Origin of the sequence: Streptomyces sp. adm13(2018), assembly GCF_008042145.1 — a bacterium.
Classification (GTDB): Bacteria; Actinomycetota; Actinomycetes; order Streptomycetales; family Streptomycetaceae; genus Streptomyces.
This window is the reverse complement of the sequence record NZ_RDBH01000063.1, coordinates 1-15,161: the sequence shown is the minus strand read 5'-3', so window position 1 is coordinate 15,161 and position 15,161 is coordinate 1. Positions and strand designations below refer to the sequence as shown.

The 15,161-nt window shown below is 75.1% G+C and carries 15 protein-coding genes and 1 pseudogene; 8 read left to right on the top strand and 8 right to left on the bottom strand.

Annotation, left to right across the window (positions count from 1 at the left end):
- Positions 1 to 133: 133 nt before the first annotated feature.
- On the bottom strand, positions 134 to 1,102 hold the full coding sequence (locus tag EAO70_RS05650) for a pirin family protein (protein WP_148001904.1): 969 nt from the start codon (positions 1,100 to 1,102) through the stop codon (positions 134 to 136).
- 120 nt (positions 1,103 to 1,222) lie between these two features.
- Here EAO70_RS05650 and EAO70_RS05645 point away from each other — a divergent pair, with 120 nt between their 5' ends.
- The 6 genes from EAO70_RS05645 to EAO70_RS05620 all read left to right on the top strand — a co-directional run bounded on the left by EAO70_RS05645 (position 1,223) and on the right by EAO70_RS05620 (position 6,959).
- Positions 1,223 to 1,570: a tetratricopeptide repeat protein gene (locus EAO70_RS05645; RefSeq protein ID WP_148001903.1), complete on the top strand. Its 348-nt coding sequence runs from the start codon at positions 1,223 to 1,225 to the stop codon at positions 1,568 to 1,570.
- A gap of 52 nt (positions 1,571 to 1,622) precedes the next feature.
- The gene (locus EAO70_RS05640) at positions 1,623 to 2,027 is read left to right on the top strand and encodes a DUF6153 family protein (RefSeq protein ID WP_148001902.1); all 405 of its coding nucleotides are present in this window, start codon (positions 1,623 to 1,625) and stop codon (positions 2,025 to 2,027) included.
- A 91-nt stretch (positions 2,028 to 2,118) separates the two neighbouring features.
- Positions 2,119 to 2,787, top strand: coding sequence for a DUF305 domain-containing protein (locus EAO70_RS05635; protein ID WP_148001901.1), 669 nt, complete (start codon positions 2,119 to 2,121; stop codon positions 2,785 to 2,787).
- A gap of 188 nt (positions 2,788 to 2,975) precedes the next feature.
- On the top strand, positions 2,976 to 3,692 hold the full coding sequence (locus EAO70_RS05630) for an MFS transporter (RefSeq protein WP_410091081.1): 717 nt from the start codon (positions 2,976 to 2,978) through the stop codon (positions 3,690 to 3,692).
- A 1-nt stretch (position 3,693) separates the two neighbouring features.
- Entirely contained in the window at positions 3,694 to 4,806 is a 1,113-nt protein-coding gene (locus EAO70_RS05625; protein ID WP_148001900.1) for a PP2C family protein-serine/threonine phosphatase, read from the top strand.
- Between the two features lie 182 nt (positions 4,807 to 4,988).
- Positions 4,989 to 6,959: a CocE/NonD family hydrolase C-terminal non-catalytic domain-containing protein gene (locus EAO70_RS05620; RefSeq protein WP_261992686.1), complete on the top strand. Its 1,971-nt coding sequence runs from the start codon at positions 4,989 to 4,991 to the stop codon at positions 6,957 to 6,959.
- 102 nt (positions 6,960 to 7,061) lie between these two features.
- On the opposite strand, the gene EAO70_RS05615 is transcribed toward EAO70_RS05620, so the two are convergent.
- The 3 genes from EAO70_RS05615 to EAO70_RS40225 all read right to left on the bottom strand — a co-directional run bounded on the left by EAO70_RS05615 (position 7,062) and on the right by EAO70_RS40225 (position 9,740).
- Entirely contained in the window at positions 7,062 to 8,426 is a 1,365-nt protein-coding gene (locus EAO70_RS05615) for an NtaA/DmoA family FMN-dependent monooxygenase (RefSeq protein ID WP_148001899.1), read from the bottom strand.
- Positions 8,423 to 9,544: an LLM class flavin-dependent oxidoreductase gene (locus EAO70_RS05610; RefSeq protein WP_148001898.1), complete on the bottom strand. Its 1,122-nt coding sequence runs from the start codon at positions 9,542 to 9,544 to the stop codon at positions 8,423 to 8,425. The genes EAO70_RS05615 and EAO70_RS05610 overlap by 4 nt, the downstream gene beginning before the upstream one ends.
- Before the next feature lie 115 nt (positions 9,545 to 9,659).
- On the bottom strand, positions 9,660 to 9,740 hold the full coding sequence (locus EAO70_RS40225; RefSeq protein ID WP_385868468.1) for a putative leader peptide: 81 nt from the start codon (positions 9,738 to 9,740) through the stop codon (positions 9,660 to 9,662).
- A 390-nt stretch (positions 9,741 to 10,130) separates the two neighbouring features.
- Here EAO70_RS40225 and EAO70_RS05605 point away from each other — a divergent pair, with 390 nt between their 5' ends.
- Positions 10,131 to 11,303 (top strand): alpha/beta hydrolase family protein, encoded by a 1,173-nt coding sequence (locus EAO70_RS05605; protein WP_148001897.1) that lies wholly within the window; start codon positions 10,131 to 10,133, stop codon positions 11,301 to 11,303.
- A gap of 19 nt (positions 11,304 to 11,322) precedes the next feature.
- Here EAO70_RS05605 and EAO70_RS05600 read toward each other — a convergent pair whose 3' ends face one another.
- The 4 genes from EAO70_RS05600 to EAO70_RS05585 form a co-directional block, all read right to left on the bottom strand.
- On the bottom strand, positions 11,323 to 11,907 hold the full coding sequence (locus tag EAO70_RS05600; protein ID WP_148001896.1) for a nucleosidase: 585 nt from the start codon (positions 11,905 to 11,907) through the stop codon (positions 11,323 to 11,325).
- 65 nt (positions 11,908 to 11,972) lie between these two features.
- Entirely contained in the window at positions 11,973 to 12,185 is a 213-nt protein-coding gene (locus tag EAO70_RS05595) for a DNA-binding protein (RefSeq protein WP_148001895.1), read from the bottom strand.
- Positions 12,186 to 12,292: 107 nt separating this feature from the next.
- Entirely contained in the window at positions 12,293 to 13,714 is a 1,422-nt protein-coding gene (locus EAO70_RS05590) for a VWA domain-containing protein (protein WP_410091078.1), read from the bottom strand.
- The gene (locus EAO70_RS05585) at positions 13,711 to 14,580 is read right to left on the bottom strand and encodes an AAA family ATPase (RefSeq protein ID WP_148001894.1); all 870 of its coding nucleotides are present in this window, start codon (positions 14,578 to 14,580) and stop codon (positions 13,711 to 13,713) included. Before EAO70_RS05585 ends, EAO70_RS05590 begins: the two co-directional genes overlap by 4 nt.
- A gap of 234 nt (positions 14,581 to 14,814) precedes the next feature.
- On the opposite strand from EAO70_RS05585, the pseudogene EAO70_RS05580 reads away from it, so the two are divergent.
- Positions 14,815 to 15,161: pseudogene (locus tag EAO70_RS05580) on the top strand (hypothetical protein); the annotation flags it as partial.

The following is a 15,161-nucleotide window of genomic DNA, read 5'->3' as shown; positions in this document are numbered from 1 at the left end:
ACCCGCCGAAGCCTCGGAGACCCCGCCCCCCGCACACCCTCACCGACGCCGACCGCGCCGGGATGCGACGGCACCATCCAGCAGGCGTACGGGGACGGGGTGGAGGACCAGCTCGGCCCGGAGCACCCCCGGGTCAGCGCACCCGGCCCCGCGGCTTCAGCGGGGTGGCGGGCAGCTCCGGAGCGGACAGTCGGGCGCCGTCGTAGCCGTGCACCTCGCCGAACCGCTCACCCTTCTCCCAGTCGTTCCGCGCCTGCGCGATCTCGTCACCGGAGCGGCCGACGAAGTTCCACCACATGACGATCTCCTCCTCGAACGGCTCGCCGCCGAGGAGCATCAGACCGGCGGCGGAGGCGGCGCGCAGGGGCAGTTCGGTGCGGCCGCACCCGAGGTAGAGCATGGAGCCGGGGAGGACCGGGACGCCGTCGACGTACACCTCGCCCGACATGGCGAGGACCGCGTACTCGAAGTCGGGGTCCAGCGGGAGGCGGCTTTCCGTGTCCGGGGCCAGCGCGAGGTCGGCGCCGACGATCGGGGTGTACGTCGTGCCCGGCGAGAGGGCGCCGTCGAGTTCGCCGAGGACGACCGTGGCCGTGAGGCCACCGCCGCCGGTGACCCGGGGCAGGTCGGCGTGGTGCTGGAAGTGCGGTTCCACGTGACGGTGGGCGTCGGGGAGGGCCACCCAGAGCTGCGCCCCGTGCAGGAACCGGGCGTGCGGCCGGGGGCTCTCCTCCGAGTGGGAGATGGCGCGGCCCGAGGTCATCAGGCCGAGTTCGCGCGGCCGGACGGTCTGGAGGCTTCCGGTGGAGTCCCGGTGCAGGACCTCGCCGTCGTGGAGCCAACTGACGGTCTGCAGTCCCATGTGGGGGTGCGGCGGCACCTGCATGCCCGGTTCGTCGGCGATGTCGTCGGGGCCGTAGTGGTCGACGAAGGCCCAGGCGCCGACCATCCGGCGGCCCAGGTTCGGGAGCAGTCGGCGGACCTCGGTCGACTCGCCGAGCCGGACGTTGCGGGGGCTGAGGAGTTCCCGTACCGGCTCGGCGACGACGAACCCGCGGCCGCCGCACACCGTCAGCGCGGCCTGGCGATCAAGATTGCTCATGCTCAACCTGTTCCTGTCCGGAGACGGCCACCATCGTGGAATGCTCAACCATCTCGCTGTGTTGACCTGGTCGACCACCCCACAGGGTGGCAGATCCGGGCCTCGCGAAAGGGCGGGCAAGTGAGCGACACGTACTACGAGTTCGGAACGGCCGGCGAGCGCTGGGACCGCGCCCGGCTCTTCTTCGACGCGAAGGAGTACGGGACGGCCGTGCGCATCCTCACCGGTCTGGTCGAGGAGCACCCGGAGCAGACGGCCCAGCGGCTCCTCCTCGCGCGGGCCTACTACCACTCCGCCCAGCTCTCCCGGGCCGAGACCGAACTGCGGGCCGTCCTCGACCGCGACCCGGTCGAGCACTACGCGCGGCTGATGCTCGGCCGCACCCTGGAGCGTCTCGGACGCGCGGACGAGGCCGCGCCGCACCTGCGGATGGCCGCGGCGATGGCGGGCGAGACCCCGCGGGTCTGACACGGCCCTGATACCCCCGTCCGGTATATTCGGCGGCCGGGAGGTCCTGACCGTGGATGCACACCGAGCGGAACGACACAGGCGGGCGGAGGGTGCCCTGGCACACCTTCTGCTCGTCGTCGTGCTCGCGCTCGGGGTGTTCCTGATGCACGCCGTCGGACACCCCGAGGGGTCCGGCGGCGGCACGTCGACCGGTTCGACGGCCGCGGCCCACCACTCCGCCGCCCCCCACGGCGACGACGGCGCCGGGCACGAGCCCGGTCCCGCGATGGACATGACCACCCTGTGCGTCGCCGTCCTCGCCGGCTGGCTGATCGCGGGACTCCTCAGGGCCGCGCTCGGCCGCCGTACCGACTGGCTCGCCCTGCTGCTCGCGCGGCTGCTGCCCGCGCGGGCGCCGCACGCGCCGCCGCCCCGACCGCCCGACCTCGCCCAGCTGTCCGTCCTGCGGATCTAGACCGAACCGCGCCGCGGGCGCCTCGCGCGCCCGTGCACGTCTCGGCCTGCCCCCCATCCGTCTGCACGACCAGCACCACGAGGTATCACCCATGCGTTCCTTGACCCACCGCACCACCCGGAAGATCGCGCTCGCCGGGGCCGCCGGCGCGACCGCGCTCCTGCTCACCGCCTGCGGCGCGGACGACGGCAAGAGCGGCACGGACCAGGGCGGCGCGACCGCCACGGCGTCCGCCTCCGCCTCCACCTCCACGCCCGCCCCGGCGTCCTCCTCCGGTGGCGCGGCCGCCGCCTCCGGCCCCTTCAACGACGCGGACGTCATGTTCGCGCAGATGATGATCCCCCACCACGAGCAGGCGCTGGAGATGGCCCGGCTGGCCGAGGGCCGGGCCGCGGACCCCGAGGTCAGGAAGCTGGTGACCGCGATCGAGCGGGCCCAGGACCCGGAGATCCGGAAGATGAGGGCCTGGCTCGCGGGCTGGGACCGGCCCGAGTCCGCCGGTCACGGCTCCGACGGCGGCCACGGCATGGCCGGGATGATGTCCGAGCAGGACGTGAAGTCCCTGGCCGCCGTCGAAGGCACGGCCTTCGACCGCAGGTTCGCCGAGCTGATGATCGCCCACCACGACGGCGCCGTCGCCATGGCGAAGGACGAGCAGCGGAACGGCGAGAACCCCACCGCCAAGGCACTCGCCGACGACGTCGTCCGCACCCAGTCCGCCGAGGTCACCGCCCTCCGGAAGGTTCTCGACCGGCTCTGACACGGCGGGCATGGGCCCGTCGCCGCGCGGGATATCCGCGCGGCGGCGGGTGGGGCGGCGCTCTTCCGGTCGGGGCGCACGGCGGTCGGGGGCTGCTCGCCGTCGCGCTCGGTCTGCTCGTCCACGGACTCGTCGAGACCGCCCGCCCCGGCGGCGCCCCCACCGGCCTGCTCGCCGTCGCCGGAGCGGTGGCCGCCGGGCTCGCCCTGGCACGCCACGAGCGCCGGGCCGTGAGCCCCCTGCTGTCCCCGGAGCTGCTCCGGAGCGTTCCGGTCCTGGCCGGTCTCGCCGTCCTGCTCGCCGCCTCCGCCGCCCTCTTCGGCTCGCTCTTCGTGGTGACGTACTTCCTCCAGGACGTCCAGGGACTCGACCCCCTCGGCTCCGCGCTGCGCATGCTCCCGCTCGCCGGCCTCATGGTGCTCGGCGCCCCGCTCTGCCCGCCGCTCCAGCGCCGCTTCGGCCCCCGCCGTACCGCGACCGGGGGAGCCGCGCTGCTCACCCTCGGGGTGCTCCTGCTCTCCCGGCTCGACGCGGCGGCCGGCCCGGCCCCCGTCGCGGCGAGCGCCGCCCTGCTCGGCGCCGGGTTCGTCACCCTGATGGTCACCGCGACCCAGGTCGTCGTGCACCGGGCCCCCGAGGCCCACGCCGGAGTCGCCGGCGGACTCCAGCAGACCGTGATGAACATCGGACCCGCGCTCGGCGTCGCCCTGGCGACCCTGCTCCTCGCCCTCGTCCCGGACGCCGGGTTCGTACCGTCCCGGGGCGCCGCCCTCCCGGCCCTCGTCCTGATCGCCGCGCTCGGCCTCCCCGCCGCGCTCGCGCTGCCCCGCGACTCCGGACGGCCGCGGACACGCCCGGAGCCGCCGTCAGCCCGATCCGACGGCCGGACCGCCGTACGATCATGAGATGCCAGCAGGTCAGCGGGGCCGCCCCGGAGCTCCGGCGCGCGCCCAGTTCAACCTCGGCCGCGCGCTCCCCTTCCTGGTCCTCGTCCTGACGTTCGCCCTCGATCTGGTCACCCCAGACCGGGAGCGCTTCGACCGGCTCCTGGTCGCCGCCCCCGCGCTCGCCGCCGTCACCTGGAGCGTGCGCGGGACGGTCGCCATCGGGCTGCTCGCCGTCGCGGCCAGGGTGCTGCTCGGCGGTATCCGGGGCGACTTCGCCGCCGCGCCCGAGCTCGTCGCCAACCTGACCGTCATCGCCGGCGTCACCGCCGCCGCGGCCTGGGTCAGCCGGGTCCGCACCCGCTACGAGCGGGACATGCGTGAACTCTCCGCCGTCGCCGAAGTCGTCCAGCGGGTCGTGCTGCGCCCGCTCCCGCCCCACCTCGGCCGCTTCGACCTCCACCTGCTGTACGTGGCGGCCGCCGCCAAGGCCAGGATCGGCGGCGACTTCTACGAGGCCGTACGCGTCCCCGGCGCCGTACGCGTCATGCTCGGCGACGTCCAGGGCAAGGGCCTGGGTGCCGTGGAGACCGCCTCCGTGCTGCTCGGATCCTTCCGCGCCGCCGTCGACACCGCCGCCGACCTGCCCGCCCTGGCCGACCGGCTGGAGGAGGGCCTCGCCCGGTACGGCGCCTGGGACCCCGACTCCGACGCCGCCGAACGCTTCGCCACCGTCGTCCTCGTGGAACTCCCCGACGGACAGGACATCGCCCGGCTGCTCAGCTGCGGCCACCCGGCCCCGCTCCTCCAGCACGGCCGTGAGGTCGGGACCGTGCGGTTCGCCGACCCCTCGCTGCCCGTGAACCTCGCGGGCCTCGCCGCGTCCCACCACCGCGTCGAGGAGGTGCCGTTCGGCCCGGGGGACCGGCTGCTCCTCTACACCGACGGCGTCAGCGAGACCCGCGACCGGACCGGCGCCTTCTACCCGCTGGAACTGCGCCTCCGCGGCTGGGTACGCGAACCGGCCGACACGGTGCCGGCCCTCCTCCACAAGGACCTCACCGCGTACGGCGACGGCGGCCTCGACGACGACGTCGCCGCCGTCCTCGTGGCGTATCCACCCGACACGCGCTGACCCGTACCGCCCCCACCGCCCCCAAACATCGAGTTCGGGGCGGCTTGTGTCGTTCCCACCCGGTTCTGTGACACGTGCGCCGTTCATGCGCTCTGGCCCCTTCCGCCCCGCATGGGCAAGGCTCGTGACCGTCCGCCACGCGGACCGTCGCGACACCAGCCCAGCGAGAGGAACGGGTGCACGTGCCCCAGGAGAACACCTTCACCACCGGCTCGTCCGAACACTTCCCCGGGTTCCCGGACGGCACGGCGGCCCTGACCGCGGCCGAGACCTCCGGAATCACCGCACGCGGCCTCTGGGCCGCGGCCGACACGGTCGACCCCGGCGCCGTACGCGTCGGCCAGACCCTCGCCAACGCGCTCCTGGGCGCACCGGACGGCACCGACGGCGCCACGGACCTGCTCCCCGCGGAACTCGCCGCGGCCGTCGAGGAGGTGCGCGCGCTGGCGCTGCCGGGCTACCACCACATCGAGGGTGCCGCGGCGACCGAGGGATCCCCGGAGAACGTCCGGCTGTCCGCGTTCAGCCTCCGGCAGCGCGCCCCCGGACCGCACCCGCTGGTCGTCATGCCCGCCGGCTGGACCCCCTTCGGCTGGTCCCTGTTCCTCTGGTCGTACCTCGTCCTGGCCCGCAAGGGCTACCACGTCCTCGCCTACACCCCGCGCGGACTCGGCCTCCCCGGCCTCCCCTCCACCTCCGGCGGCCTCGTCGACGTCGCGGGCCCCCACGACTGGGCCGACGGCTCCGCGGTCGTCGACTTCGCCGTCGACCGCTTCGCCCCGAGCGTCATCGGCTTCATGGGCGAGTCGTACGGCTCCGGGATCAGCCAGCTCGTCGCCGCCCACGACGACCGGGTCGCCGCCGTCGTCGCCCTCAGCACCTGGGGCAACCTCGCGACCAGCCTCTACGACCACGACACCCGCCACCTCGCGGCGGTGAAGGCCCTTCTCGCGCTCACCGGTGGCCCCGTCGAGACCAAGTTCGACACGGCCAACCAGGCGATCCTCGCCGACTTCCAGGCCGACCGGAACCTGGACGCCGTCGTCGAGTGGGGCCTGCGGCGCGCCCCCGAGTCCTATCTCGCCCTGACCAACGGGAAGGGCACGCCGACCTTCTTCTCCAACACCTGGCACGAGAGCCTCTTCGCCGTCAACCAGACCCTGGTGACCTTCAACGGCCTGGACGTGCCCAAGCGGCTCAACCTGTGGATCGGCGACCACGCCGCGCCCGAGGGCCCCGCCCTCATCGGGCCGTCCGCCGGCGGGGAAGGGGCCGACCTCCCCATGGCCGAGGCCTACGCCTGGCTCGACCACCACCTCAAGGGCGAACGCAACGGCGTCGAGGACTGGCCCGAGGTCTGCAACCAGGTCATGTTCACGTACGTGACGGAACCCGTCCTGGACCCGCGGACCGGCGAACCGACCGGGGAGAACAGGATCGTGGTGCCCGCCCGCCGCGAGACCAGCGCCTCCTGGAGCGAGGTCACCGGCGGCACGGAGGTGTTCGGCCTCACCGGGGACGGCGCGGGCGGCACCGACGGGCGCCTCGTCCCGACCGGCGGGCCCGGGGCGGCGGAGACCGGCTGGCGGCGGGCGTTCCTCGCGGGAGTGGACACCGAGGCGACCGCCATGGACGCCCTCATGAAGACCGGTCAGGCGGAGTGGCGGGGCAACCCCAAGATCTACGACACCCACAAGATCGACCGCCGCCACGCCGTCGCGTGGACCACGGAGCCCCTCGTCCCGCACGAGAGCCCGCAGGACAGCTCGTACGACGGCCCGCCGGACAGCTCGGACGGCAACGCCGAGCCCGTCGGCCGCCGGATCCGGGGCGTCCCCCGCCTCCGGCTCACCGTCCGCTCCACGGCCACCTCCGCGAGCCTCTACGCCCACCTCCTGGACGTCGCCGAGGACGGCACGGCCCGGATCATCAGCCACGAACCCCTCAACGTGTACGGCCTGACGCCCGAGCAGGACACCACCGTCACGTGGACGCTCCAGGCGGCCGCGTACGACCTCCCCGCCGGGAACCGGCTGATGCTGGTCGTCGACAGCAAGGACCCGCTGTACGGGGACGCCTCCGTCACCTGGACGCAGACCGTCATCGGCTCCCCCGAGCAGGAGCCGTCCTTCCTGGAACTGCCCCTGGGCTGACCGGCGCCACCCCCGAACCCGGCCTGGCCGAACCCGGCCCGGCCGAGGGCGGGAGGTGCGGGCCCGCGGCTCCCCGCGCGCGGGCCCGCACCTTGCCCCGGATCACACCGCCGGAGCGAGCCCCAGGTGCTCCCGCAGCGTCGTGCCCGTGTACGCGGACCGGTACACGCCCCGCTCCTGGAGCTCGGGGACGAGCAGCTCGACGATGTCGTCGAGACCGTCCGGCACCAGATAGGGCGAGACGTTGAAGCCGTCGACGGCCCCGTGCCGGACGAACCGGGCGAACCTCTCCGCGAGTCCGGCCGGCGTCCCGGCGTGACCGCGCTGCGGACCGAGCTCGATGACGGTCTCGCGCAGCGACCAGCCGTTGGCCTCGGCCTTCGCGCGCCACACCGCGACCACCTCCCGGGGGTCCTCGACCCAGCGCGTCCCGAACGTCCCGGTGTCCCGGACGACCACCGGCTCCTCGGCGGGCAGCGGCCCGTCGGCGTCCCGCCCCGACAGGTCGACGCCCCACAGCCGGCTCGCGATGCCGAGCGCCACCGCGGGGGTGACCTGCTCGCCGCGGACCCAGCGCTGCTTCTCCTCGGCCTCCTTCTCGGTCGCCCCGATGACGATCTCCGTCCCCGGCAGGATCCTGAGCGCGTCCTCGGCCCGGCCCGCCGCCCGCAGCCGCCGGCGGACGTCCTCCGCGAAGGCCAGCGCCTCGTCGAAGTCCGTGCCGTGCGCCGAGAACACCACGTCCGCCTGCCGGGCGGCGAAATCCCGACCCTCGCCCGAGTCGCCCGCCTGGAAGATCACCGGATGCCCCTGCGCACTGCGCGGCAGCGTCGGCACCAGGTCGACGTCGACGTGCGCGCCCTGCGACCGCACGCGTCCCACCGCGCCCGGCACCGACCAGGACCGGGCGTCGACGGACTCGGCCACCGCGCCCTCCGACCAGCCGTTCCACACGGCCCGCGCCGTCGACAGGAACTCCTCGGCGCGCCGGTAGCGGTCGGAGTGGTCGAGGAACCCGCCGCGCCGGAAGTTCTCCCCGGTCCAGGCGTTGTGCGTGGTCACCACGTTCCAGCCGGCCCGGCCGCCCGACAGCAGGTCGAGACCGGAGAGCCGCCGGGCGASSTCGCCCGGCTCGTTGTACGTGGTGTTGGAGGTGGAGACGAGCCCGATCCGCTCGGTGGCGGCGGCGAGGGCCGACAGCTGGGTGATCGAGTCCGGCCGGCCGGCCACGTCCAGCTCGTGCACACCGCCGCCCGACTCGCGCAGCCGCAGGCCGTCGCCGAGGAAGAAGGCGTCGAAGAGACCGCGTTCGGCGGTCCGCGCCACCCGGAGGAAGGACGCCGGGTCGATCTGTGAGCCGCTCGACGGGTCGGACCAGATCGTCCAGTGGTTGACACCCTGGAAGAACACCCCGAAGTGCAGCTGAGCGTCCGGGCGGGGGACGTCGGAGGGATCGGTGCGGGTCATCGGGTCTCCTCCCGTACGGGTGTGGCGGCGTCGTCGGTGGTCGCGAAGCGGCTGACGGGCCGGGGGAGGCCCAGGGAGCCGCGCAGGGTGGTGCCGGGCAGCGGACGGGCCGCGGCCCGCCGCACGAACAGCTCGGGCAGCACCAGCCGGGAGAGCACCGACAGGTCCTCGTCGATCACGAGCGGGTGCAGCCGCACCCCGTCGACGCGTCCGGCCAACTCGACGAGCAGGGAGACCAGTCCGCCGGCCGGACCGGTGTACCGCAGCCGGTCCGGCCGGGCGGTCCACGGCGCGTGCCGCTCCAGGTCCGCGATCCGTTCCCCGGCCGTCTCGTGCGGGGTGTCCAGGGCCACCTCGATCTCGGCGAAGGCGAGCGGTGACACGCCCCTCCCCCCGGCCGCCGCGGTCACCTCGGCGGCGCTGCCGCCGCCGACCAGGGCCACGTCGACCAGCTCGTCCGGTACGAGCCCCGGGCGGGCGAGGACCACGGGCCGCCCCTGCGGCGGCCGCGGCACGATCGACGGCCCCCGCACCGAGTACGTCTCACCGGTGAAGTCGACGGCGTGGAGCCGCGACCGGTCGAGATAGCGGCTGGTCGCCACCGAACGGATGACCGCGTCGTCCTCCCAGGAGTCCCACAGGTCCCGTACGACCCGGAGACCGTCCCGCGCCTCGCGGGCCCTCGCCTCCGCTCCCTCGACCGGGGGCCGTCCCCAGGCGCGGGCGGCGGCGGGATCCTCCTCGACCCCCAGCACCCAGCCGGCCCGGCCGGTCGAGACGTGGTCCAGCGAGGCGAGCTGCGAGGACACGTGGAACGGCTCGGCGTAGGTGGTCGCGAGGACCGGCGCCACGCCGAGGACGCTCGTCGAAGCGGCCACGAACGCGGCGCGCTCGACCGCGCCGATCCGGCCCGCGGGGCCGGCTCCGGAGGCCGGCGGCAGGATCGAGTCGTCCAGGGTGATCAGGGTGAATCCGGCGTTCTCGGCGACGGCCGCGACCCGGGCGAGCCGACGCGGGGTCAGCAGCTCGCCGGGGGAGTGCGCGGCACGGCGCCACGCGGCCGGATGGGCGCCGTCGCCGTCGAGCTCGACGGCCAGGCGCAGGGCGGGGCGGGGCATGGGAAGTCCTTCCGGGAACACGGAGCACGCCACGGGACCCACGGACGCGCGCGGGCGCGACGGCGCGGGGCCGGGCGGCGGGATGTCGGCGGAGGCGCGGACCCGGGGGAGCGGGTCAGGCGCGGGAGGAAGGACAGATGGCCGAGGAGGTGCGGCAGAGGTCGACGTGCCGTCGGCAGACGAGCCGCGTGCTCATCCGGCGGCCGGGACGGGGGCGAGGACGGGGACGGTGCTGTGCCGCGCTCGCTCCGCGCACATCCGCCTCCCCGCAGGTCCGGGCCGAGATCCCGCCCGGATTCGGGACGGGAACGCTCCAGCTTAGGCAGGGTGGCTTCCGGACTGTCAAGGGCGGTCCGGGAGTTGGGCGGTGGGCGAGCCGCAAGGGGTGGTGCTGGAGCCCGGTGGATCTCACCAGGTGCGCGAGGGATCCGAGGTGGATCTGCGGGGGACCTCAGGCGGAGCGCAGAGGACTTCAGGGGTAGCACGCGGGACTTGAGGCGAAGGGCGGCACATCAGCCCCCGGTCTGACGGCACATGCGTCCCCAGCAGGACGCGCCGACGCGGCCGGACCTCCTAACGTGGCCTCATGATCCGATTCACCAGGGCGGCCGTCGCCGCCCTCCTCGTCTGCTCCGTCGCCTTACCCGCAGGCGTCGCCACCGCCGCCGCCACCGACGGCCCGCCGCCGACGGCGACCGCGCAGCCGGCGAAGCCCGCCACCCTGCCCGCACCCACCGGACCGCACCCCGTCGGCAGCACCGTCCTGCCGCTCGTCGACCGCTCCCGCACCGACCCGTGGGTCCCGTCCGCCGACGGGCGCGCACTCATGGTCACCCTCCACTACCCGGCCGCGCGCGGTGGGGGCGGCCGTCCCGCGTCGTACGCCACCCGCGAGGAGGCGCGGCTGCTCGCCGAGCAGCTCGGGCCCGGTGTCTCCGGCGACCTGCTCGCCCGCACCCGCACCCACAGCGGGACCGACGCGCGGCCCGCCCCCGGCCGCCGCCCCCTGGTCCTGCTCTCCCCGGGGTTCAGCGTCTCCCGCTGGACCCTCACCCACCTCGCGGAGGACCTCGCCTCCCGCGGCTACGTCGTCGCCTCCGTCGACCACGCCTACGAGTCCTACGGAATCAGCCTGCCCGGCGGCCGCACGCTCACCTGCGTCGCCTGCACGGCCCTCGACGAGGGCGGTGTGCCCGCCTCCGTGGTCACCTCGACGCGCGCCGCCGACATGCGGTACGTCCTGGACCGGCTCACCGGCCCCCGTCCCGTGTGGAAGCACGCCGGACTGATCGACAGCCGTCGCATCGGCATGGCGGGCCACTCGATCGGCGGGGCGAGCGCGGCCTCCACGATGGTGGCCGACGCGCGCGTCGACGCGGGGATCAACATGGACGGGGCGTTCTGGGAGGAACTCCCGGCCGACGGGCTGCGGGGCCGGCCCTTCATGATGCTCGGCACCCATGACGCCACGCACCTGCCAGGGGGAGCGGACACCAGCTGGGACCGGACGTGGAGCGCCCTCGACGGGTGGAAGCGCTGGATCACCGTGGCGGGCTCCGAGCACTTCACCTTCTCCGACGGCCCGGTCATCTCGCGGCACTTCGGTCTGCCGCTGCCCGAGCTGCCCACCGACCGCGCCGTCGCCGTCACCCGGGCGTACGTCGCGGCCTTCTTCGACCAGCACCTGCGGGGACTCCCGCGCCCGCTGCTCGACGGACCGTCGCCGGCGAACCCGGAGGTCCACTTCCAGCACCGCTGACCCCCCCGGGGCCGCCCCGTCAGACGCGGTACGGGGTGTTCGCCGCCGCCCAGTCGGCCAGGGCCCGCGCGCACTCGGCGACCGACTCACGCCAGGTGCGCGCGGCGCCGTCGCCGGCCTCGTCGCTGACGTGCTTCACGATGCGCAGCGGCACCCCGGCCGGCTCCGCCGCGGCCGCCAGCGCGTACCCCTCCATGTCGACCAGCGGCGCCCGCTCCGCGAGCCGGGCGCGGGCGGCCTCGTCGGAGATGAACGCGTCCCCGGTCGCCAGGACCACGTCCCCGCCGTCCGGCAGGGCCAGCGGAGCCCCGTACGTCTCGCCGGTCAGCGTGGCCAGGAGCGGGCTGTCGAGGTCGTGCTGCACCACCGTGCCGACGACGTGCGTCCCGGTCCAGCCCGGCCGGAGCGCTCCCGCCGTCCCCAGGTTCACGATCCCCGACGGACGGGGGCCCCGGCCGAGGACGGTCGCGAGCGCGGTGGCCGCGTTCACCTTGCCCATGCCGGTCAGCAGCACCGGCAGCGAGGTGTCCAGGAACTGCGCCTCCTCCTTGACGGCGAGGACGAGCAGCGGTCGGTCGGCGGTGATCTCTCCCAGGAGTTCCATGGGGCCACGCTAGTTCGATCCCCCACTCGGCGTACAACCGAGGCCCGCCCGCGGGGACCTGGCGGTCATCCCAGGGACCGGCCGCGCTCCGCGAGCACCTCACCGAGCACACGCAGTGCCTTCGGGCCCACGCCGTGCAGCGCGGCCAGCTGCGCGGCGGGGACTCCGGCGAGCTGGTCGAGCCGGGTGTAGCCGGCCGCGGCCAGGGCGCGGGTGGCGGGCGCGCCGATGGCGCGGGGGAACTCCGTCTCGGGACGGTCGGATCCGGTGGGTGCCATGGACCGATCGTGCCACGCGGGAGAGCGCGGCGGGCCGGGGCCGGCCGAGGCATGGGCGCGCGTGGGGGCGGACCCGCGGCCCGCCGGRGCCACGGGGCCGGCGCGTCTCACACGGGGAGCAGCCGGCCGATCAGCGCGCCGAGCTGGCGGGCGTTGCGGCACGGGCGCATCTCGACGAGGTCGGCGTAGGCGGGGGCCGCCGAGTCGCCCGTGCCCCACAGCGAGGGCTGCTCGGGGTTGAGCCAGTGGACCCGGCGGGCCCGGTCGGCGATCCGCCTCAGGGCCGGGAGGTTCGGGTCGGAGCCGTTGGTGCGGGCGTCCCCGAGGACGAAGACCACGGTGCGTGGGCCGAGGGCCTCGGCGTACCGGTCGGCGAACTCGCCCAGAGCCGTCCCGTAGTCGCTCTGCCCGTGCCACCCGGTCAGCTCGGCCTCGGCGAGGATGCGGTCACCGAGACCGGCCGGGTCGGCGGACCCCCGGGCGATCAGCCCGGTCACCTCGTCCACCCGGTTGACGAAGGCGAAGACGCGTACCCGGCTGAACTGGTCGTGCAGGGCCTGTACCAGCAGCATCGTGAACTGCGCGAACCCGGCCACCGAACCGGACACGTCGCACAGCAGCACCAGCTCGGGGCGCCGGGGAGGGCGCCGGCGCAGCACGGGCCGCATCGGCACACCGCCGGTCGACAGCGAGCGGCGCAGCGTCCGCCGCAGATCGATCTCCCCGCGCGACGCCCGGCGCCTGCGGGCCGCGAGCCGGGTGGCGAGCTTGCGCGCCAGGGGCCGTACCGTGCGCCGCAGCTCGTCCAGCTGCGCCCGGCCGGCGAGCAGGAAGTCGACGGTGTCCGCCGTCCCCGCCACCGCGCGCCGGGCGACCCGGTCGCGGCCCTGACGTTCGGCGACCCGCCGCCGGGCCTCGGTCCGGACCCGTTCGCGGAAGGCCTCGATCCGGCGCCGGATCTCGTCGTCGAGCAGCCGGTCGGTGAACTCGGGGTCCGCGGTCCCGGGCGCGGTCCGCAGCCGCTCCCGCACCCGTGTCAGCAGCGTCTCCGGCCGCACCCGGCCCAGCGTCCGGTACGACGACCAGCCGTCCGACTCGGGGCCCGAGCCGTACCCGCCGAAACCGCCCACGGCCTCCGCGGCGAGCCGGTCGAGAGCGGCGGCTTCGCCGGTGACGAGGGCCTCGGCCAGCCGGTCGCGCAGGGCGGCGAGCTCGGCCGGACCGGCCGGGGCGTCCTCGTACGTCTCCGCCGCCGGGCCGCGGCCGAGGGGGAAGTACAGGTCGAAGACGCGGTCGAAGACCGGACGCTGCGCCCCGCCGTGGAGCAGGGTCGCGGCGAGCGCCTCCCGGACCCGTTCGCGGTCGGTGAAGCCGACCGCCCGGAGGGCGAGCCCGGCGTCCACCGTCTCGCCGGTCCCGATCCCGAAGCCGTGGGCGCGCAGCGCACCGACGAGACCGGTGAGACGGGTGACGGCCGTCGCGGGGGCGGGAGCGAGGGTGGCCGCGGCGCCGTCGAGAGGGCCGTTCACACCGTGTCCAGGTCCAGCTTGGCGGCGGCCCGCACGATGTCCTCCTGGTGCTTGAGCAGGACGCCCAGGGTCTCGCGCACCACCCGCTCGTCCAGGCGGTCGGCGCCGAGGGCGAGCAGGGTGCGGGCCCAGTCGATCGTCTCCGAGACGGACGGGACCTTCCGCAGGTCCATGGCCCGCAGCGCCCCGACGACCCGCACCACGGACGCGGCGAGCGCGTCGTCGAGCCCGGGCACCTTGAGGGTGACGATCCGGCGCTCCAGCTCCTCCTCGGGGAAACCGATGTGGAGGAAGAGGCAGCGGCGGCGCAGTGCCTCGGAGAGCTCGCGGCTCGCGTTCGACGTGAGCACGGTGAAGGGGCGCCGGGTCGCTCTGATCGTCCCCAGTTCCGGCACGGTGATCTGGAAGTCGCCCAGGACCTCCAGGAGCAGGCCCTCCACCTCGACGTCGGCCTTGTCCGTCTCGTCGACGAGCAGCACGGTCGGCTCCTCGGAGCGGATCGCGGTGAGCAGCGGCCGGGGGAGCAGGAACTCCTCGCCGAAGATGTCCGTGCGCGTCTCGTCCCAGGACTCGCCCCGGCCGGCCGTGATCCGCAGGAGCTGCTTGGCGTGGTTCCACTCGTAGAGCGCGCGGGACTCGTCGACGCCCTCGTAGCACTGGAGCCGGACCAGCCGCGCGCCCGTGACCGCGGTGACCGCCTTGGCGAGCTCCGTCTTGCCGACCCCGGCCGGGCCCTCGACGAGCAGCGGTTTGCCGAGGCGGTCGGCGAGGAAGACGGTCGTGGCGACCGCGGGCGAGGCGAGGTAGCCGGCCGCGGCGAGGCGGTCGGCGACGTCGTCGACGGAGCTGAAGAAACCGGTCGTCATGGGCTGTCCCCCGGGAAGCGGAATCGTCTACTGGCCAGTAGCCTCTGCTGTACTCGATCAGATCGGGCCCCGCCGCACAACCGTCGCGCACGAGGTCCGTACCGCGCGCGGGACGCCGCCCGCTGGTGCAATGGGGGGACCGGGTGCGCCGCCCGGGGACCGCTCGGCGGTGGAGGTGTCGTGGCGGAGCGGGAAGCGGAGCGGGAGGACGTCCTCCTGGCCAGGGTGCGGGCCATGGAGGAGGCGGTGGGTGCGATCGGCACGACGCTCGACGAGACGACCACCTGCCGCGAACTCGCCGCCTTCGCCGCCCGGCGGCTGAACGCCTCGGCCACGGTGGACCTGCTGACGGAACCGGGCGCCGCGCCGTGGCGCGCGGCTCACGCGGAACCGGCAGTTCAGCCCGGCCGCGCGGCCCACGCGGATCCACCGGTACGGGGAGGCCCGGCGGCCGGGCTGAACTGCCGGTTCCGCGTGAGCCGCGCGCCACGGCGCGGCGCCCGGTTCCGTCAGCAGGTCCACCGTGGCCGAGGCGTTCAGCCGCCGGGCGGCGAAGGCGGCGAGTTCGCGGCAGGTGGTCG

Excerpts from the sequence above, each read along its gene's own strand:
- EAO70_RS05650 (WP_148001904.1), bottom strand. The coding sequence starts at position 1,102 with ATGAGCAATCTTGATCGCCAGGCCGCGCTGACGGTGTGCGGCGGCCGC.
- EAO70_RS05635 (WP_148001901.1), top strand. The coding sequence starts at position 2,119 with ATGCGTTCCTTGACCCACCGCACCACCCGGAAGATCGCGCTCGCCGGG.
- EAO70_RS05625 (WP_148001900.1), top strand. The coding sequence starts at position 3,694 with ATGCCAGCAGGTCAGCGGGGCCGCCCCGGAGCTCCGGCGCGCGCCCAG.
- EAO70_RS05610 (WP_148001898.1), bottom strand. The coding sequence starts at position 9,544 with ATGCCCCGCCCCGCCCTGCGCCTGGCCGTCGAGCTCGACGGCGACGGC.
- EAO70_RS40225 (WP_385868468.1), bottom strand. The coding sequence starts at position 9,740 with ATGAGCACGCGGCTCGTCTGCCGACGGCACGTCGACCTCTGCCGCACC.
- EAO70_RS05605 (WP_148001897.1), top strand. The coding sequence starts at position 10,131 with ATGATCCGATTCACCAGGGCGGCCGTCGCCGCCCTCCTCGTCTGCTCC.
- EAO70_RS05600 (WP_148001896.1), bottom strand. The coding sequence starts at position 11,907 with ATGGAACTCCTGGGAGAGATCACCGCCGACCGACCGCTGCTCGTCCTC.
- EAO70_RS05595 (WP_148001895.1), bottom strand. The coding sequence starts at position 12,185 with ATGGCACCCACCGGATCCGACCGTCCCGAGACGGAGTTCCCCCGCGCC.
- EAO70_RS05585 (WP_148001894.1), bottom strand. The coding sequence starts at position 14,580 with ATGACGACCGGTTTCTTCAGCTCCGTCGACGACGTCGCCGACCGCCTC.